We start from the raw sequence: 19,747 nt of genomic DNA on the forward strand, positions 1-19,747 counted from the left end.
TAATTAGGGGAGTACTTCTCCCCTTAGATTCCATTCATTAATTTATGCCGCTAAGTTTTCCTTTTTAGCTCGGCGACGCTGATTAAAGCCTAGTGCAAACAATAAAAGAAGAGTTGGTACAAATACCCATTCTTTTAATGGTCGGTCTGCATCAAGAACCACATTCTTTATTTCCCAATCAAAATCTATTCCTGAAGCTTCAGCAGGACTGCCAAACTCGACCATGTCTACGATCATTTTGTTATCAATCTCAGATAACATAAGTCCCATAGAGCTAACTCGATCTTCACCAGTAACTGCTCGATCTTCAAAAGGCAAACGAACCGTTTTACTTACGACATCACCTTCAAGATTCTGACCGACAACTTCTAATGTCAGTGATTGTCCCACATTTAAGTCTTCAGCAATTTGAGCAATCTCAATACCTTGATAATAATCTTTGGCAGGATAGATCTTATCCCACCAAAAACCAGGACGGAATAATGAAAAAGTGATCAGAAGTAGTAAAACGACCTCCCACCATTTTGTTTTCGTAAACCACCAGCCTTGAGTTGCCGCTGAGAAGGTCAACATAGCAATGATAGAAGAGATAATTGTTAGAGCTAAATGCCACCAAGAATCAATGCCCATTAGCAATAGTTGGGTATTGAAGACAAACATGAAAGGCAAAATAGCGGTACGAATATCGTAGGTGAAACCTTGAATACCTGTGCGGATTGGATCTGATTTAGCAATCGCGGCAGCTGCAAATGCGGCTAGACCTACAGGAGGAGTGTCATCGGCTAAAATACCAAAATAAAACACAAATAAGTGAACCGCAATTAATGGAATAATCAAACCGTGCGCAGCACCTAGAGTTACAATAACTGGAGCCATCAAAGTGGATACAACAATGTAGTTAGCCGTTGTTGGCAAGCCCATTCCTAAGATTAGGCTAATTACCGCGGTAAATAACAGCATAAGAATGATGCTACCACCAGAGATAAATTCTACAAAGTCAGTCATGACTAGTCCGATACCCGTTAAGGTTACGACACCAACAACAATACCAGCCGCTGCGGTCGCCACACCAATACCAATCATGTTTCGAGCGCCTGATACTAGGCTCTCTAGTAAATCATCAAACCCTTGTTTTACTTGTTCAGCGGCATTGCCTTCTTTGGTAAAGAAACCAATTAATGGGCGCTGAGTCAGTAAAATGAAAATCATAAATACTGATGCCCAAAAAGCAGACAAACCCGGTGAGAAGCGTTCAACTGTTAAACACCATACTAATACGACGATTGGTAATAAGAAATGCAGGCCAGATTTAATGGTTGGTCCTGGATCGGGTACTTCAGTCAGTTCTTCATCAATCGCCATCATGGCATGTTCTTGATATTTTGCAGAGATGCTAACTAAGCCAACATAAGAAAGTAATAGAGCAACGGTTACAATTGGGGTTGCGGCATCACCAAAGGCATCTTTAGTCCAGCCAATACCGTAATAAACAGCAGCGCTCATAACACAAAGACCTAAAATGGTTCCTGTGAATGAAAGTAAGCTGTGAAGTAACTTTGGTGTATGGCGACGAGGAAGGCCGGTCATTCCTGCTTTACATGCTTCTAGATGAACAATGTAAAGTAGGGCGATATAAGAAATTAGGGCGGGTAATAACGCAGCTTTAATTACTTCTACATAAGAGATACCAACGTATTCAACCATTAAGAATGCTGCTGCACCCATAATTGGTGGTGTTAACTGTCCGTTGGTTGAGGCGGCAACTTCGACAGCTCCTGCTTTTTCACCAGAGAAGCCAACACGTTTCATTAGTGGAATCGTAAACGTACCTGTGGTTACGACGTTAGCGATAGAAGAACCAGATACTAGGCCAGATAAGCCAGAAGCAACGACCGCCGCTTTTGCTGGACCGCCTTTCATATGACCAAGTAAAGAGAAAGCCACTTTAATAAAATAAGCACCTGCGCCTGCTTTTTCTAGCATGGCACCAAAAAGCACAAATAAGAAAACGAATGAGGTTGAAACGCCTAAAGCAACGCCAAAAACACCTTCAGTTGTTAACCATAGGTGTGACATTGCTTTGTTTAGGCTCGCGCCCTTGTGTGCAATTACATCTGGCATATGAGGGCCAGCAAAGGTGTAAAGCAAAAATACTGCAGCTACAACCATAAGTGGTGGACCTAAAGCACGACGAGTTGCCTCAAGCAATAACACCATACCAACGACTGATGCAATGATGTCAGGAGTTGTTGGTGCCCCTGAACGATCAGCAAGTTGTGCATAAAAAATATAAATATAAGCAGCAGAAAAACTACCAGCGAAAGCAAGAGCCCAATCAATGGCTGGAATACGATCTCGTGGTGAGTTTTTTAAGGCGGGATACGCGGTGAAAGCTAAAAAGATAGCAAACGCTAAATGTACTGAGCGAGCTTCTGTATCATTAAGTATGCCGAAATCAAAAATGAACGGTAAAGGGGAAGCATACCAGAGTTGGAATAGAGACCAACATAGTGGAACAAACCATAGAATTCGGCCTGATAATCCTTGCGGTGAACGGGCACCTGTATCAGATTGGGCCACCATTTCTTGCACATCTTGTGACGTATTTGACGACTGCGTCATGTACTTTTCCTTAGTGATGGTCGAATCTAACACTCAATCATTAAGTATTAGATTACTGAATATAAGCCAATATATAGGCTAGAAATAACCGATCTTCAAATCCGTTTTATTATTGATTGTTATCCGTTGTATGGAAAGATCAGGGGGGAGCGAAGAAATGAAGAGACCAATGGCCTCTTCACTTTATAGTCACGTTACTTATCAAAAGTTACGTACGTAGAAGAAAAACTATTTTAGTAGACCAACTTCTTTGTAATATTTCACAGCACCAGGGTGTAGTGGAATAGAAAGACCTGCTTTTACCATGTCTTCTTTTTTCAAGGTTGCAAATGCAGGGTGAAGGCGTTTGAATGTATCAAAGTTTTCAAACACTGCTTTTGCTACGCTGTAAGCAACTTCGTCTGAAACATCTGATGTTGTTACCATTGTTGCTGCTACACCAAAACTATTAACATCACCTTCTGTACCACGATACATACCTGCTGGAACTGTGCTGTATGCATAGTAAGGGTTATCAGCAACGATTTTATCAATCTTAGGTCCAGTAGCAGATACTAGTTTTGCGTCACATGATGTAGTTGCTTCTTTGATTGAGCCATTTGGGTGACCAACCATGTAAATGAAAGCATCAATTTTATTATCACAAAGAGCTTGAGAACGCTCTGAACCTTTTAGCTCTGAAGCAAGCTTAAAGCTATCATTTGTCCAACCCATGGCATCCATTACGACACCCATTGTTGCACGGTCACCAGACCCTGGATTACCAATGTTTACACGTTTACCTTCAAGATCAGCAACGTTGTTAATACCTGAATCTTTACGAGCGATGATGTTAAAAGGTTCTGTATGAAGAGAGAACATCGCACGGAGTTTCTTATAAGGGCCTTGAGCTTCAAATTTACTTGTGCCGTTGTAACCATGGTACTGCCAATCTGACTGTACGATACCAAAGTCCAGTTCGCCTGAACGGATAGTATTTACGTTATAGATAGAACCACCAGTTGATTCCACAGAACAGCGAACATTATGCTCCTTGCGATCTTTATTCACTAATTTACAGATAGCACCACCCGTTGGGTAATAAACACCTGTTACAGAGCCTGTTCCAATAGTAATGAAATCTTGAGCACTTGCTGAGCTCATGCCTGCACCAAACATTGCTGCAGCAATAGCGCTTGCTTTAATTAAGGTTTTTAATGCCATGTTATTCCTTTCCTTATTATTGTGTTTCTTTACTGTTTTAAAAGATCTCTAAAAGTGAGAGATAATGAAAGTAAGAAACCGTATTTATTCACTTCATTGTAAAGTGTTTTAAATTTCCTGTTACAGAAATGGCATGTGAATGATAGCAAATTAATGCGCACTTTTTAAAATAGTGTTAATTAAATTATGTCAAAACTGTGAAATAAATAACTATTGATTCTATTAATAATTAGCACAATGTGTGGTTTTAACATTTCTGCTGTATTTACTAATGATTTTAATGGAGAAGAATATACGGAGAGAGGTCGCTTTAATAAAAGAAAAGCGACCTTTATAAAGAAGCTGGTTTAAATACTGTATTCAAATAGGTCACAAACAGAATCGAATAACTTCGAGACTTCAATGTTTCTGGTTGGTGTAATGAAGATAGTATCATCGCCAGCAACGACACCTAAAATACCTTCAGATTTACCTAAAGAGTCTAATAAGCGAGCAATTAATTGAGCAGCGCCAGGGCCTGTGTGAATAACAACTAATGCATTGTTGTAATCAATATCCATCACTAGTTCACGTAAAGAGCTTGAAACCGTAGGTACGCCAAGTTCAATGGGTAGGCAATACACCATTTCCATTTTGGCATTACGAGTTCGAACCGCGCCAAACTTAGTTAGCATTCGTGATACTTTTGATTGATTTATGTTATCGAAACCAGAGATACGAAGGGCATCAACAATTTCACCTTGCGAACCAAATCGTTCTGCTTTAAGAATGGATTTAAATTCTTTAACTAATAGTTCTTGCTTTTCATTATTTCGCATGATGTTTTGATTCTTTTTGCAATAATTATAACTATTCTCGCATAATTATTTAAGTATAACCAAATCAAAATGGCATTTATGTGAATACTTACTCATGAATTATTCATTTCTTTTTGCCCAAGATCTCTAATTCGTTAGACAATTTCATTTACAAACAAGGATAAATGCAAGTAGAGTCGCGTTCAGTTTGTAGCTGGTTAGGATGTCATTGCGTAAGGTCGCAAAGCGAAGCAAATAGCATTGAATTTAATTTGAGCTTGCTATAACGTCACTTTCAGTTTGAAAGTAAATTAATAATAAAAATATACCTCTACCACTCAAGGAGAACGAACATGAAAGTTGCTGTTATTGGCGCCGCAGGAGGCATCGGACAAGCGTTAGCATTACTTCTTAAGAATCGATTACCAGCAGGATCTGATCTTGCTCTTTATGATATTGCTCCTGTAACACCTGGTGTTGCTGCGGATCTTAGCCATATCCCAACACCGGTTTCTATTAAAGGTTATTGTGGTGAGGATCCAACACCAGCTCTTGATAACGCCGATGTGGTTTTAATTTCTGCTGGTGTTGCTCGTAAACCAGGAATGGATCGTTCAGATCTTTTCAATATTAATGCCGGTATTGTTAAGTCATTAGCTGAAAAAATTGCAGTGACTTGCCCAAATGCATGTATAGGCATTATTACTAATCCGGTAAATACAACAGTAGCAATTGCCGCTGAAGTATTAAAGAAAGCGGGTGTATACGATAAGAATAAGCTATTTGGTGTCACGACATTGGATGTGATCCGCTCTGAAACATTTGTAGCTGAGTTGAAAGATAAAGATCCAGGTGAGATCCGTGTACCTGTTATTGGTGGTCACTCTGGCGTAACAATTCTTCCTCTTCTTTCTCAAGTTGAAGGTGTTGAGTTCACTGCTGAAGAAGTTGCTGCATTAACTCCACGCATTCAAAATGCGGGTACTGAAGTAGTAGAAGCAAAAGCGGGTGGTGGTTCTGCAACGCTTTCAATGGGTCAAGCAGCATGTCGTTTTGGTTTATCACTAGTTAAAGCGCTTAGCGGTGAGAAAGGTGTTGTTGAATGTGCTTATGTTGAAGGTGACGGTGAGCATGCTCGTTTCTTTGCGCAACCAATTTTACTTGGTAAAAATGGGGTTGAAGAGATTCAGTCTTATGGTGAGTTGAGCGCATTTGAACAAGAAGCACTTGATAGCATGCTAGAAACGCTACAAGCAGATATTAAAATTGGTGAAGAGTTCGTTAAATAATACCAATTAGAGTTATTAAAAGAGAAAAGGCAGATAGTTATTTATCTGCCTTTTTTATTTTCTTATTTTTAAGCGTAAAGTGTTATTTACTGCGTTTAACGGCTAAGTGCGCTAACGCTTTTAATGCTTCTTTATATTCAGATTCGGGTAATATAGTTAACTCTGCAATTGCTTTATCTGCTTCTTCATCTGCTTTTTGTTTTGTATATTCTAATGATCCCACTTCTTTCATACAAGCAAGGATAGGCTCTAATTTATCTATGCCATTTCCTTTTTCTATTGCTTCACGGATCATTGCTGCTTGTTCTTCATTACCATTATTCATAGCATGTAATAAAGGAAGTGTTGGTTTACCCTCAGCAAGATCGTCACCGACATTTTTACCCATGTCTTCGCCATCTGAAGTGTAATCCATCACGTCGTCGATCAATTGGAAAGCCGTGCCTAAATATTTACCGTAATTTTGTAGTGCTGTTTCGATTTCTAATGGAGCGTTATTTAGGAGCGCGCCGATCTGAGTCGCCGCTTCAAATAAGCGAGCAGTTTTAGAATAGATTACTTGCATGTAACTTTCTTCGGTCGTATTAGGATCGTTGCAGTTCATTAATTGAAGAACTTCACCCTCAGCGATCACATTAACTGATTCACTCATTAAACTAAGGATCTTAATGGATCCTAAGCTTGTCATCATTTGGAATGAGCGAGTGTAAATAAAATCGCCAACGAGTACACTTGCGGCATTACCAAATTCAGCATTAGCCGTCGCTTTACCACGACGCATATCTGATTCATCGACAACGTCATCATGAAGTAATGTTGCAGTGTGAATAAATTCAATAAAGGCAGCTGCCATTGTGTGGTCTTTACCTTCGTATCCAAGTGCTTTTGCAGATAAAATGGCAAGCACAGGACGTAAGCGTTTTCCGCCGCCGCTTACAATGTAGAAACCAAGTTGGTTGATAAGCGCAACATCTGAATTTAGTTGGGCTAAGATAGTTTCATTTACGATTGCCATGTCATCAGCCGTGAGGGCTTGGATAGCTTTAAAATCCATTATTCTTCCAGCAAGGTTAGGGCCTAAGTTAGGCTTTATTTTAATAAGTGATAACATAAATAATACACTAAGTTGAGGGTCGCAATACAGTCGAAAATTCCTCTCTTTTAGCCGATTGAGTATTTCGTTTATCTTTTCATCATTTTTCTTCAATTTTGGGTTGTCAGATTGAAATCATTCGCGTAGAATCCACGCCCTATTGATGACAAGTTTAACGCACACCAAAATTGTTGAGTAAACAAATTAAATGGTAGTGCGAAAGTAGCGGAGTAAAATATGTACGCTGTTTTCCAATCTGGTGGTAAACAACACCGTGTAAGTGAAGGTCAAACTCTTCGCTTGGAAAAATTAGACGTTGAGACTGGCGCAACAGTTGATTTCGACAACGTTCTTATGATTGCTAACGGTGAAGAAATCACTGTTGGTGCACCTTTAGTAGCTGGCGGTAAAGTAACTGCGGAAGTAGTTCAGCACGGTCGTGGCGATAAAATTAAAATCGTTAAGTTCCGTCGTCGTAAGCATTCTCGTAAGCAACAGGGCCATCGTCAATGGTTCACTGAAGTCAGAATCACTGGCATCAGCGCTTAATTTAAGGAGAATAACAAATGGCACATAAAAAAGCTGGCGGTTCTACTCGTAACGGCCGCGATTCAGAAAGCAAACGTCTTGGTGTTAAGCGTTTCGGTGGCGAATCTGTTCTTGCAGGTAACATCATCGTACGTCAACGTGGTACTAAATTCCACGCTGGTACTAACGTAGGCATCGGTAAAGACCACACTCTATTCGCTCTATCTGAAGGTAAAGTGAAGTTTGAAGTTAAAGGTCCTAAAAACCGTAAATTCGTTTCTATCGACGCTGAATAATCGTTTTTAAAAACTAATTTTAAAAGCCCTGCCACTTGGCGGGGCTTTTTATTTATGGATAGTCACCAGTTAATTATTTTGTCGTTTATACTTATTTTAGGTTGGTATAACTAATGAGTTTAAATGCTAGAATACTTACCTAGTGACTATATTGATATATTACGTAGCGTAAAGATCATAGAAGATCCACTCTCATAATGTCATTTTGATTTGCAGTAAATAATCTGTATCAGAATAGAACAGTTAATGAAAAGATTACCAGCGCTACAGCTCGGAGAAGAAAATGAAATTCGTTGATGAAGCGACAATTAAAGTAGATGCAGGCGACGGCGGTAACGGTACTGTTAGTTTTTGGCGTGAAAAATTCGTAGCTAAGGGCGGCCCAGATGGCGGCGATGGCGGCGACGGTGGTGATGTTTACCTAGAAGCGGATGAAAATCTAAACACCCTAATTGATTACCGTTTTAACCGTTTTTATGATGCAGAGCGTGGTAAAAATGGTGGTGGCACAAACAGTACTGGTCGACGTGGTGCAGATATTACGTTGAAAGTACCTGTTGGTACGCGTGCTATTGATATTGATACTGGTGAGAAAGTTGCAGAGCTAATGGCTCATGGCATGAAGATCATGGTTGCTAAAGGCGGCTGGCATGGTTTAGGTAACACTCGTTTTAAATCATCTGTTAACCGTGCACCTCGTCAAAAGACAATGGGAACAAAAGGTGAGGTTCGTGAACTTCGTTTAGAACTTCTTTTGCTTGCTGATGTTGGTATGCTTGGTTTACCAAATGCTGGTAAGTCGACATTTATCCGCGCTGTATCTGCTGCAAAACCAAAAGTAGCTGACTACCCATTTACTACGCTTATTCCTAGCTTAGGTGTTGTACGTGCACGTGGTAATAAGAGCTTCGTTGTTGCTGATATTCCTGGTCTAATTGAAGGGGCTGCTGAAGGTGCAGGTCTTGGTGTTCGTTTCTTGAAGCACCTTGAGCGTTGTCGTGTATTGCTTCATGTAATTGATATCCTTCCAGTTGATGGCAGTGATCCTGTTCAAAATGCACTAACTATCATTGATGAATTAGAGCGTTACAGTGAGAAAGTTGCTGGTAAGCCTCGTTGGTTATTATTTAATAAGACTGATCTTCTACGTGAAGAAGAAACTGATGAAAAGATCGCTGAGATCTTAGAAGCACTTGCTTGGGATGATCGCTACTTTAAAATTGCAGCGGTAAGTCGCACTGGTACTCAAGAAGTATGTGATGAGCTATCTGACTTTATGGATACTCTACCAAAAGAGATTCAAACTGATGAAGAGAAAGCGGCTGATAAAGTCGACTTCATGTGGGATGATTACCATAAAGATGCTATTTCAGGTCAAAACGTTATTACTGAAGACGGTGATGATGATTGGGATGACGAAGAAGATGACGGTCATGTTATCTATGTCCGTGACTAAATCTTAATCAAGATAATTATTATAAAAAACCGCACTTGTTGCGGTTTTTTTTATTTAGGTCATTAAAGATAGAAATGAATAGCATAGAATAGAGGATTCATTTAGTTAACTATTACGAATAAAATGGACGAAAAACAAAGGGAAATATCACGTTTAGTCGCTAAAGCTGGGCAGATGTTACTTCAGCATGGTGCTGAAAGTAGTTTAGTATCAGATGTTAGTCGACGATTAGGACTTGCAGTAGGTGCGGATGATGTTGAAATTTCATTATCAGCCAGCTCACTTGTTATCACAACAATGATTGATGAACATTGTATGACAACTGCCCGAAGAGCGCCTGATCGTGGGATTAACATGCGAGCGGTCACTGAGATTCAAAGGATCTGCATTATGTCTGAAAAGGGCTTGTTAGATCGTCATGAAGCTGCAGTAAAATTAGATGCTATTAGCCCTGAAAGATACAATCGTTGGTTGGTGGTTGTTATGATCGGACTTTCTTGTGCTAGTTTTAGCCGATTGGCTGGCGGTGATTGGCCAGTATTTATGATGACATTTCTTGCTTCTTCTCTCGGTATGATTGTGAGACAAGAGATTGGACATCGACATTTTAATCCCTTACTTAACTTTGGCATCACAGCTTTTGTTACCACTCTTATTTCTTCTCAAGCTGTTATTTACAATATTGGTAATATCCCTTTTCTCGCAATGGCCTCGTCCGTTTTGATGTTAGTTCCTGGCTTCCCGTTAATTAATGCTGTGGCTGATATGGTGAAAGGCTACGTAAATATGGGAATAGCACGCTGGACATTTGCCACCTTACTTACTTTATCAACCAGTATCGGTATTGTTGGTGCAATGAATTTAGTCGGTGTATGGGGATGGATTAATTGATGAATAGTGTAGCGATGAGTTCTTTTTTTGATTTATTTATAGCGTTATTAAACGATATGTTTTTTGCAATGATCCCTGCTGTTGGTTTTGCTCTGGTTTTTAATGTTCCAGTGAAAGCATTAAAATATTGTGCAATTGGTGGAGCGATTGGCCATGGAACTCGATTTTTATTAATGCATTATGGAGCACCATTAGAGTGGGCAACGTTATGTGCTGCAACAACGGTAGGTATGATTGGGGTACACTGGTCACATCGTTTTCTTGCCCACCCTAAAGTATTTACAGTCGCAGCCTTAATTCCTATGATCCCTGGTGTATTTGCCTTTAAAGCGATGATCGCAGTGGTAGAAATTAACCATCTTGGTTATTCTCCAGAATTATGGGCCATGATGATTGATAACTTAGTGAAAACGTTATTTACCATTGCTGCATTAGCAATTGGCCTTGCTATGCCGGGGCTGCTGTTTTACCGTAGAAAGTCGATTGTTTAAGTGTTTAGTGACATAAGGAATTATTGTGAAAATTAGCATGATCGCCGCAATGGCAAAGAACCGAATTATTGGTGTTGATAATCAAATGCCATGGCACTTACCTGCTGATTTTGCATGGTTTAAGCAATGTACTATGGGTAAACCAATTGTGATGGGGCGTAAAACCTATGAGTCGATTGGTCGTCCTTTACCGGGTCGTTTGAACATTGTATTAAGCCGTGATGCGAACTTGAAGATCGAAGGTGTTACTTGTGTGACTTCAATTGATGAAGCGAAACAAGCCGCCAGTGATATTGAAGAGCTAATGATCATTGGTGGTGGCTCAATTTACCAAGCCTGTCTTACTGATGCTGACAAGCTGTATCTTACGTTTATTGATGCGGATATTGATGGTGACACTCAATTCCCAGATTGGGGTGAGGGTTGGAAGCAGACTCATTCTGAAACGTATTCGAAAGATGAAAAGAATAAGTACGATATGGAGTTTGTGGTTTTAGAACGATAGAGACTATACGCTGCGCTAACTAGAATCTAGAGCGCTTCGCTTCTATAAGAACAGGGTTCAGATCGCTTCGCTAGCAGAATTCAGACGTAGTCGTTGATATTTCAGCGTTTAATTCTGAACTCTACTAGGGAGTTTACGACCGATCTGAATTCTTTGCTCTTATAAGTCTCTAGTCAGTGAAGCGTATCGTTTCTAGCTCAACGCTTTTTGAGTAAAATACTTCCCATCATCAACACGATACATCGTCATATACTCCCCCCAGACACAACCTGTATCCAACGCTATCACGTCATTCCCTTCATACCCCATCAATGCAGCCCAGTGGCCAAATATGACTTTATGAGTCAGAGGAAGACGAGAGCTTAACTCAAACCACGGCACTAATTTATCTTTATCTTCTGATGATAAGTCTTGTGGTGGTTGTTTACAGTCCATATCTAAACTTGCGTTGTGAAGACAGAAACGCATGCGTGTAAAAGCATTGATAATATAGCGATAGCGCTCAATACCAGTAAGATCTTCTCGCCATAAATCGGGTTGGTTTTCGTACATGTTCTCTAATAACCAAGTCCATTTATCTGATTGTAAAACCGCTTCAACTTCACGAGCGCATTTAATCGCGGTATTAATGTCCCATTGAGGAGAAATACCTGCATGAGTCATAACAACTTTATGTTCAGTGTGAATTGCCAATAATGGCTGTTGGCGTAGCCAAGTTAATAACTCTTTGCTATCTGGAACCGAGAAAATAGGGGCTGTTTTATCTTTTTCTTTTACACGAGAAATGCCTTGAGAGACGGCAAGTAAATGCAGATCATGATTGCCAAGAATAGTAACTGCTGCTGTCCCTAATGATTTCACAAAGCGAAGGGTTTCTAATGATTTTGGACCGCGAGCGACGAGATCTCCTGTTAACCATAGTTGGTCTTTTTCTTTATCAAAGCTAACTTGGTCTAACAATAATAATAGTTCGTCTAGACATCCTTGAATATCACCTACAAAATAGGTCGCCATGTCTCTTTCCTCTCATCTCATTATTAAAGCTTAGATAGAAAAAAGGTGACAATGAAGTCACCTTTATATTTAACTGTTATTGATTATACGCTTAACTTAAGCTGATTCTTTTGATTCAGCTTGGAAGTTGTCATTTAACCAGTTTGCCATCGTTACAAATTGTTCTAACGTTAGGTTCTCAGGACGAAGAGAAGGGTTAATACCTAATTCTTCTAGCTGTTCTTTTGTTAGCAATGCTTTAAAACAGTTACGAATTGTTTTACGACGTTGATTAAAGCCCTCACGACATACACGGTCTAACCATTTCAGGTTTTTAGCCGGGTATGGAAGTACCTCATAAGGTACTAAGCGAACAACCGCTGAATCCACTTTTGGTGGCGGAACAAATGCAGTTGGCGGCACTTCAAGTACAGGCATAACTTTACAGTAATATTGAGCCATTACTGTTAAGCGGCCATAAGCTTTAGTACCAGGTCCTGCAGCTAAACGGTTTACCACTTCTTTTTGTAGCATAAAGTGCATGTCTTGAATGTCTTTATGGAACTCAAAAAGATGGAACATTAACGGTGTTGAAATGTTGTATGGCAAGTTACCAAAAATACGTAATTTATTACCTTCTTGGATAAGTTGCGTGAAGTCGAAGCGCATTGCATCGCCTTCATGAATAGTTAGTTTGCTACCCAATTCAGGGTGAGTGCGCAAACGAGCGGCTAAGTCACGGTCAAGCTCGACAACCGTAAACTTATCAACTTCACGACCAACTGGCTCTGTGATAGCGCCAAGACCAGGACCAATTTCTACTAGGTTTTGACCTGATAAAGGGTTAATTGCAGATACGATTCCATCGATCACATAAGGGTCATTTAAGAAGTTTTGACCAAAGCGTTTTTTCGCTTTATGGCCTAGATGGACATCATTTCTTGTACTCATTTATTTTCTACCAGTTCAATTGCATGGGTTAGTGCGGTAATAAAGCTTCCTGCATCTGCTTTTCCAGTACCTGCTAATTCCAATGCAGTACCATGGTCTACTGAGGTTCGGATAAACGGTAAACCTAATGTGATGTTTACTGACTTTCCAAAGCCTTTGAATTTTAGCACAGGAAGTCCTTGATCGTGATACATTGCAAGTACCGCATCTGCTTCTTGTAAATATTTATCTTGAAATAACGTGTCTGCCGGCAATGGACCAATAAGGTTCATTCCTTCTTCTTCACGCAAGTTATTTAATGCTGGGGCTATGATATCAATTTCTTCACGTCCAAGACAGCCATCTTCGCCTGCATGTGGATTTAATCCACAGACAAAAATGGATGGGTTAGCAATTCCAAACTTGGTGATAAGATCTTGATGTAAGATTCGAGTAACTTGTTTTAAGCGATCCGCTGTAATGGCCTTGGCAACATAAGCAAGAGGTATGTGAGTAGTTACTAACGCAACACGTAACCCTTTTGTCGCTAGCATCATTACAACTTGCTGTGTATTGGATTGCTCAGCAAAAAATTCAGTGTGGCCACTAAAGGCAACACCTGCACGGTTGATAACGCCTTTATGCACAGGACCAGTTACGACTGCGTCAAATTCACCGTCCATATTACCTTGTGCTGCTCGACGCAAGGTATCAAGAACATAATGACCATTGGCTTCATTTAGCTCACCTGCAACGACATCGTCATTCAATTCGATATTATCGACAATTAAAGATCCTGCCTTATGCATTTTTGCTGGTTCATGAGCGTTGTAGTCTTCAATAGCAATATTAATACCGAGCAGTTTGGCTCTCTGCTTTAGTGCGTTTTTATTACCACAAATAACTAATTGGTGAGGCCAATCTTGTTGTGCAATAGTTAAAACAAGATCTGGTCCGATACCTGCAGGTTCTCCTGGAGTAACTGCGATACGCTTAATCTTATTCATTATTTTCTTCACCATTATCATCTTGTAGAATTTCAACATAAGCACTTGCACGGATTTCTTGTAGCCAAGCCCCGGCTTCTTCATTAAATTTACGACTCATTAGGATGCGATAAGCTTTGTTTTTCATTGCGGCATCAGTTCTATCGACTTGGCGACGCTCTAATACTTCAACAATGTGCCAACCATGAACCGTTTTAAATGGTGCGCTGATTTGATCTACAGGCAGTGTTTCTACTTGATGTTTAAATTCAGGTACGTATAAATCAGGAGTTTGAAAACCTAGCTCACCATCTCTTGCCGCTGAGCCTGGATCTTGGCTATAGCGTTTAGCCATTTCACCAAAAGTAGAATTACCCGCTTTTATGTCTGCGATAATATTATTTAATTGGCGCTTTGCACCTTCATCACTCATGATTACTGAGGTTTTGATCAGGATATGGCGCGCATTTACTTCGGTAACTGCAATCGTTTCAAGTCCCTTTACATCATCAATCTTAAGAATATGAAAACCTACGCCTGAGCGGAAAGGACCGATAATGCTATTCTTTCCTTCTCCTGTGATCTGGTCGGCAAAAATGGTCGGCATTTCTTCTTTTCGCATCCAACCCCAATCTCCACCTTGCAGAGCTTTAGGACCTTTTGAGTAGGTGTATGCCATAGTGGAAAAATCTGCACCTTGCTTTAAACGCTCAGTTAAATCTTTAGCCTGTTGTTCTACCGCTTCTTTATCCGCTTGGGTCGCGCCATCTTCTGTTCTTAGTTGAATGTGACTAATTTTGTATTGAACCGTTGCTTGTGTTTCTTCAGACAGTAATAAAGCAAGGCTTTCTACTTCTTGAGGAAGAATATTAATACGACGACGAACTTGTGCGTTTCGAGCTTCACTTGCTGCAATCTCCTTACGGATTTGTTCACGAAAACTTGCATACGGTAGCCCTTGAGCTGCTGTTTTTTGTTGTAACTGCGCAAGAGTCATGTTGTTTTCTTTTGCAATGCCTTTTAGTGCTTCTTCTAAACGAGTGTCGTCAATTCTAATCCCCATTTTTTCTGCTTGTTGGCTTTGAATGGTATCTACAATTAGTTTTTCAAGTACTTGTTCGCGAAGTACTGATTCTTCAGGTAATGGTTGGTTTTTTTCCTGAGCGTTAATTTTTACTGTTTTAATTGATGTGTCGATATCACTTTGAAGGACAACACCTTCATTAACAATGGCAACAACTCGGTCTAATTCGACAGGAGCAGCTTGTACATTTATAGCTAGCATCATTAATAGAGTGCTAATAAATGGAAATTTCCAGTTTTTCATAGTGTCATCCAAGAGTAAGGAGCATGAAATGCCTTTAGGGAAACAGCATTCCATGTATATCCATATAAATTAATTATTTAAATAAAACGGGCGACCATAGCCTAAAGCGTTGGTTGCTGAACCAGAGGTGATGCCAGTGTTAGTGCCTAAACCTCGAATCGCGATGGAAAGCATGAGGTTACTTTCATATTCTGGTTCGTAGCTTCCAATTAAACCTGAGGTTTCTGGTGCAATAATTTGATCGCTATAGGTTAAGCCAAATGACCAACAATCACTTAAATAGGTCGCGCCAACTAAAGTTTCTAGCATGAACTCTTCTTTTGTATCGTAAAAGTATTGAGCATTGAGATTCCAATTATTACCAATGTTGTATCGTGCTAATAAACCTGCTTGATAAATACCATAACGTGTCACAGATGACGGTCCAGGATCAGAATAGGATACATTATCATCGATATAACTCTTACTAACATAACGGTAGTTAGCTTGAATATAGCCACGACTGTGGCGGTATTCTAAGGTACTGTTTGCTACTTGTAGTTCACTTTCGTTAGAGTCGTATTGAATACCACCATGATAGAATAGATAGTCATTATAGTTAAAATCACTTTCTATCGCCCATGCAGATGAATTCTTGTTATCATTATTTTTAGATGTACCAGAACCATCCATATATAATATCTGCCCAAAAGATATATTCATTCGTTCTTTATAAGAATCATCGTAAAATCGAGATGTTGCGCCAATACTAAATTGGTTTGCAGCGGCAATATAATCAACACCACTGTATTGACGATCTCTGAATAGGCCATAATAATCTAACTGAAGTTTACTACTATCGTAGCCACCTTCACCTTGACCGCCATAGATCTCACTTTGGTCAACTTCTGGTACGTATAAGTATTGAATTTTTGGCTCGAGGGTTTGTAAATACTCTCCCAAGAACTTCTGTGTACTGTCTAAATAAATAGCACCATTAACCCTTACTTCTGGAATGGTTCGTGATGTATCTTCTTCCAAGCTGGATAGAGAAGGATTATTCTTATCAAAATCTTGAGTATAGTGGGTATAAAGTAAGCTGGCTTCAGGGGTTAAAGACCACCAAGTATCACTCAGTGGTAAGCTTAATTTAGGTTCCATATGAACTCGAGTTGCAGATGGTTTGGTTTTATCATCTGTGGCAAATTCACTAACATGACTATGAAAATTAAAATCTAGAGAATTATAAAATTGCGGAGCGTAGTAATTAAACTCAACCTGAGGCATTAGTCTATATGGTTTTTGATTTTCGACTAAAACCTGAAAATCACGCACACGCATGGTGAGATCCCAATCTTGAGAACGATATGAGACTTCCCCTGATTGTGTCAATTGACCTTCATCACGTGTACCAATACTAGAGTTTAAATCCTGGAAGTAAGTAACATCACTAACCTGAGCGTATTCAACTTCAAATTTCCAGTGTTGCCTAAATATACCGGAATGATTCCAACTGGCCCCCCAACGAGCGCCTTTATCTTGGTTTTTGGCATCGTCCCCAAGATATTCTGCATTTAATTCACCAACGCCTAAATCGGTTAAATAGCGGAAATTACCTTCTAATTGAGTACCACGTTTTTCCATATAATTAATCGTGGTAATCGCATCGTAATTTGGTGCGATATTCCAATAAATAGGGACTGAAAGTTCAAAACCATCTTTACTGTCTAAACCTGCACTTGGAATTAATACCCCTGTTTTACGCTTATCGCCAACTGGAACGGTAATATAAGGAAGATATAAAATCGGCACATCAAGAACTTCAAAACGTGCATTATAGAAGGTTGCCCATTCATCAGATTGATCGAGTTCAATATCGCTGGCTTTAAAGCGCCAACTGTTATCGTCTGCCGGACAAGTAGTGAATGAAGCATCTTCTAACTGATAGATTTCTTGACCGGTTTTTAATACACGGCTAGCAGTACCACGAATTGGTTGGCATGACATTTTATAGGCCGCATTAATCATTGTGGTATCTTCGGTGCTTAAATCAGTAGTGACTTTGTCTGATTTTGACCTCATTTCCATGCTTGAATAGTCAACGTTACCTTCTGCAATCGCAATGTTTTCTTGTTGGTGTAACGTTATGTTATCTGCTTTTATTTCTTGACGACCTTTAATAATATGAACATTACCCTTATAGGTCGCCTTAGAATTATTTTTGGCTTCAACGCTGTCAGCTTGAATTAGTACTGGTTGTTGATCTTCTTCCTCTTTTGACATTTTTTCAGGCACCGGGCAAGAATTAACTGCGTTGGTCTGTAAAGGGAAGATAATGCTATTTTCTGGAGGTACGGTTGTGCTTCCATCATCAGCAATGACGGGAGAACCGTAAAGAAGGCATCCAGCAAATGAAGCAAGTAGGCTGCGAGAGGTAAAAGGCATCGAGTTAGACGTTCCTGTTCGTTATATTAATCCGCTGATATACTCAAAGAGACTAGACAGAGTCACTTGTTTATAATAAAGCAAAAGCTATGCCCAAACCACCTATAAGATGTCGCTATCATCTATTAATGGTTGTAAAGTAGTAGGCTGCGTTTGCTCATTATGTGACAGAGTAAAAATAAAATAATTCATTAATTGGAATTTAAAATGCAAATATTCGGCAAGATATTGGGTGGTTTTTTTGGTTTTCTATTTGGCGGCTTTTTTGGCGCGGCATTAGGGATCTTTATTGGCCATCAATTTGATAAAGCAAAGCGCATGGCAAACAGTGGCTTTACTTTTCAAACTGGCGGGGCTTCTCAAACTCAAAAACAAGCAGAGTTTTTCCATGCGGCTTTTGCCGTTATGGGTCATGTAGCTAAAGCCAAAGGGCAAGTTACTGCTCAAGAAATTCAGCTTGCTGCGATGATGATGGATCGTATGAATCTAAGTGCTGAGCAAAAAAGAGAAGCTCAAGAAGCATTTAGAGAAGGGAAAGAAAACGATTTTCCATTACGTGAAACGTTACAGAAAATCCGTTCAATTACCGGTGGTCGCTATGATCTGTTGCAGTTCTTTTTAGAGCTTCAGATAGCATCAGCAATTGCAGATGGTGATATTCATCCAAGTGAAAGAGACATTTTACACATTGTAGCTGAAGAACTTGGCTTTAGTGCTGAACAACTTGAAAAACGTTTGAAAATGCAAGAAGCGGCCTTTCGTTTTCAGCGCAGTGGTGGTTTTTCTGGTCAGCAAGGTGGCTCTCATCAAGGTCAATGGCAGAAAGCAAGTTCTGCGGACCAATTGAAAGATGCGTATAATTTACTAGGTATCAATGAAGATGCGGATGCTAAAACCATTAAACGTGCACACCGTAAGTTAATGAACGAGCATCATCCTGATAAATTGGTAGCAAAAGGATTACCACCAGAGATGATGGATATGGCTAAAGAAAAAGCACAAGAAATTCAAGGCGCTTACGATTTAATTAAAAAAGCAAAAGGGATTAAGTAATCCCTTTTAATTTTTATTGTTTATTTAACTTCCAATTATAGTCGTAACTGATATCGCCTTTGAATTGTTTTAATTCAGGGCGATATTTTTTTAAATGCTCAAAAAGTTGCTGCTGATTACCAAAATCGACCGCAAACCAATCATAGATAGATGAGAGTTGGATTTTGTTATCAGTAATAAGTATGCCTTTTTCACTATTAATGAATTCAGCTGCGGCTTTATCTAATAGCTTATCGCTATTTCTGGCGGTAAATGCTTTTGATTGTAAGTTAGGGCAACCTAAGCTTGCGCAGTTCACCGCGTAATGCGTTCTAGGATCGCTCCATATTGGGCGAAGAATTCTGTGTTCGATATCGTTAAGGGTTAATGTTTTCCCTGCAACAGTAATGACGTCTTCATCCCAAGGCCCAAAGCTAAATAGCCCTCCTAATTTAGTAATCGACTTGATAGGGTAATTATCTAAAATTATTTTTACTGTAATTGCATTATAAAGGTTTACCCAATAAGCGTATTGTTCAGATTTTTTGTACTCTCTTGGGTCAATTCGTCGAATTTGGCGTAAGTAACTATTTAATGTTCGCTCATCTGCATCAGTGATGTTGCCATAATCAAAAAGGGTATATTCCCCTTGAGTGATAAGGTATTTATCTAAGGTTTGTTGCCAATATTGATGTGAAATAGTGGTGGCATTTTTTTCATTACTGACATCCCAATAATCCCATAACTCAGATTGTGGTGCAGCGAACGTATTGAATGAGAAAAGCAAAAGTAACGAGGAAATAAGGGTTTTCATAGAAAGGTACCTGACTTTTGTTTACTAATAATTATTTATTATAGATGGCCTGTGTTTTATAGACAAAAAA

18 protein-coding genes are annotated in these 19,747 nt (G+C 39.5%); 8 read left to right on the plus strand and 10 right to left on the minus strand.

Annotation, left to right across the window (positions count from 1 at the left end):
* Positions 1 to 42 precede the first annotated feature (42 nt).
* The 3 genes from BTO22_RS18960 to argR all read right to left on the minus strand — a co-directional run bounded on the left by BTO22_RS18960 (position 43) and on the right by argR (position 4,643).
* Complete coding sequence (locus BTO22_RS18960) at positions 43 to 2,622, minus strand: TRAP transporter permease (protein ID WP_105056824.1); 2,580 nt, start codon at positions 2,620 to 2,622, stop codon at positions 43 to 45.
* A gap of 228 nt (positions 2,623 to 2,850) precedes the next feature.
* Complete coding sequence (locus BTO22_RS18965) at positions 2,851 to 3,825, minus strand: TAXI family TRAP transporter solute-binding subunit (protein ID WP_105056825.1); 975 nt, start codon at positions 3,823 to 3,825, stop codon at positions 2,851 to 2,853.
* 347 nt (positions 3,826 to 4,172) lie between these two features.
* Positions 4,173 to 4,643: a transcriptional regulator ArgR gene (argR, locus tag BTO22_RS18970; RefSeq protein WP_060993945.1), complete on the minus strand. Its 471-nt coding sequence runs from the start codon at positions 4,641 to 4,643 to the stop codon at positions 4,173 to 4,175.
* Between the two features lie 332 nt (positions 4,644 to 4,975).
* Here argR and mdh point away from each other — a divergent pair, with 332 nt between their 5' ends.
* Complete coding sequence (gene mdh / locus BTO22_RS18975) at positions 4,976 to 5,911, plus strand: malate dehydrogenase (RefSeq protein ID WP_105056826.1); 936 nt, start codon at positions 4,976 to 4,978, stop codon at positions 5,909 to 5,911.
* Positions 5,912 to 5,993: 82 nt separating this feature from the next.
* On the opposite strand, the gene ispB is transcribed toward mdh, so the two are convergent.
* Positions 5,994 to 6,965: an octaprenyl diphosphate synthase gene (gene ispB, locus BTO22_RS18980; protein ID WP_105056827.1), complete on the minus strand. Its 972-nt coding sequence runs from the start codon at positions 6,963 to 6,965 to the stop codon at positions 5,994 to 5,996.
* Between the two features lie 276 nt (positions 6,966 to 7,241).
* Between ispB and rplU the strand changes: the two genes are divergently transcribed.
* The 6 genes from rplU (at position 7,242) to folA (ending at position 11,171) form a co-directional block, all read left to right on the plus strand.
* A complete protein-coding gene (gene rplU / locus BTO22_RS18985; protein WP_060993942.1) occupies positions 7,242 to 7,553 on the plus strand; it encodes a 50S ribosomal protein L21 in 312 nt (103 codons plus the stop codon).
* Between the two features lie 17 nt (positions 7,554 to 7,570).
* Positions 7,571 to 7,828, plus strand: coding sequence for a 50S ribosomal protein L27 (gene rpmA, locus BTO22_RS18990; protein ID WP_012549189.1), 258 nt, complete (start codon positions 7,571 to 7,573; stop codon positions 7,826 to 7,828).
* 283 nt (positions 7,829 to 8,111) lie between these two features.
* Positions 8,112 to 9,284: an Obg family GTPase CgtA gene (gene cgtA / locus BTO22_RS18995; RefSeq protein WP_105056828.1), complete on the plus strand. Its 1,173-nt coding sequence runs from the start codon at positions 8,112 to 8,114 to the stop codon at positions 9,282 to 9,284.
* A gap of 123 nt (positions 9,285 to 9,407) precedes the next feature.
* Entirely contained in the window at positions 9,408 to 10,175 is a 768-nt protein-coding gene (locus BTO22_RS19000) for a threonine/serine exporter family protein (RefSeq protein WP_105056829.1), read from the plus strand.
* Complete coding sequence (locus tag BTO22_RS19005; protein ID WP_105056830.1) at positions 10,175 to 10,666, plus strand: threonine/serine exporter family protein; 492 nt, start codon at positions 10,175 to 10,177, stop codon at positions 10,664 to 10,666. Before BTO22_RS19000 ends, BTO22_RS19005 begins: the two co-directional genes overlap by 1 nt.
* A 25-nt stretch (positions 10,667 to 10,691) precedes the next feature.
* Complete coding sequence (folA, locus tag BTO22_RS19010; protein ID WP_181044700.1) at positions 10,692 to 11,171, plus strand: type 3 dihydrofolate reductase; 480 nt, start codon at positions 10,692 to 10,694, stop codon at positions 11,169 to 11,171.
* A gap of 192 nt (positions 11,172 to 11,363) precedes the next feature.
* On the opposite strand, the gene BTO22_RS19015 is transcribed toward folA, so the two are convergent.
* The 5 genes from BTO22_RS19015 to lptD form a co-directional block, all read right to left on the minus strand.
* Positions 11,364 to 12,185: a symmetrical bis(5'-nucleosyl)-tetraphosphatase gene (locus BTO22_RS19015; protein ID WP_105056831.1), complete on the minus strand. Its 822-nt coding sequence runs from the start codon at positions 12,183 to 12,185 to the stop codon at positions 11,364 to 11,366.
* A 96-nt stretch (positions 12,186 to 12,281) separates the two neighbouring features.
* Positions 12,282 to 13,115, minus strand: a complete 834-nt coding sequence (gene rsmA, locus BTO22_RS19020) for a 16S rRNA (adenine(1518)-N(6)/adenine(1519)-N(6))-dimethyltransferase RsmA (RefSeq protein ID WP_105056832.1) — start codon at positions 13,113 to 13,115, stop codon at positions 12,282 to 12,284.
* Positions 13,112 to 14,101 carry a 4-hydroxythreonine-4-phosphate dehydrogenase PdxA gene (gene pdxA, locus BTO22_RS19025; protein WP_181044701.1) on the minus strand — a complete coding sequence of 330 codons (990 nt, stop codon included), beginning with the start codon at positions 14,099 to 14,101 and terminating at the stop codon, positions 13,112 to 13,114. The genes rsmA and pdxA overlap by 4 nt, the downstream gene beginning before the upstream one ends.
* Positions 14,094 to 15,407, minus strand: coding sequence for a peptidylprolyl isomerase SurA (gene surA / locus BTO22_RS19030; protein ID WP_105056834.1), 1,314 nt, complete (start codon positions 15,405 to 15,407; stop codon positions 14,094 to 14,096). The genes pdxA and surA overlap by 8 nt, the downstream gene beginning before the upstream one ends.
* A gap of 69 nt (positions 15,408 to 15,476) precedes the next feature.
* Positions 15,477 to 17,831, minus strand: coding sequence for an LPS assembly protein LptD (lptD, locus tag BTO22_RS19035; protein WP_105056835.1), 2,355 nt, complete (start codon positions 17,829 to 17,831; stop codon positions 15,477 to 15,479).
* Between the two features lie 207 nt (positions 17,832 to 18,038).
* Between lptD and djlA the strand changes: the two genes are divergently transcribed.
* Positions 18,039 to 18,884, plus strand: a complete 846-nt coding sequence (djlA, locus tag BTO22_RS19040; RefSeq protein ID WP_105056836.1) for a co-chaperone DjlA — start codon at positions 18,039 to 18,041, stop codon at positions 18,882 to 18,884.
* 13 nt (positions 18,885 to 18,897) lie between these two features.
* On the opposite strand, the gene BTO22_RS19045 is transcribed toward djlA, so the two are convergent.
* A complete protein-coding gene (locus BTO22_RS19045; RefSeq protein WP_105056837.1) occupies positions 18,898 to 19,677 on the minus strand; it encodes a DUF547 domain-containing protein in 780 nt (259 codons plus the stop codon).
* Positions 19,678 to 19,747 lie beyond the last annotated feature (70 nt).

It is taken from the genome of Aliivibrio sifiae, assembly GCF_002954705.1.
In the GTDB taxonomy this organism is placed as follows: Bacteria; Pseudomonadota; Gammaproteobacteria; order Enterobacterales; family Vibrionaceae; genus Aliivibrio; species Aliivibrio sifiae_A.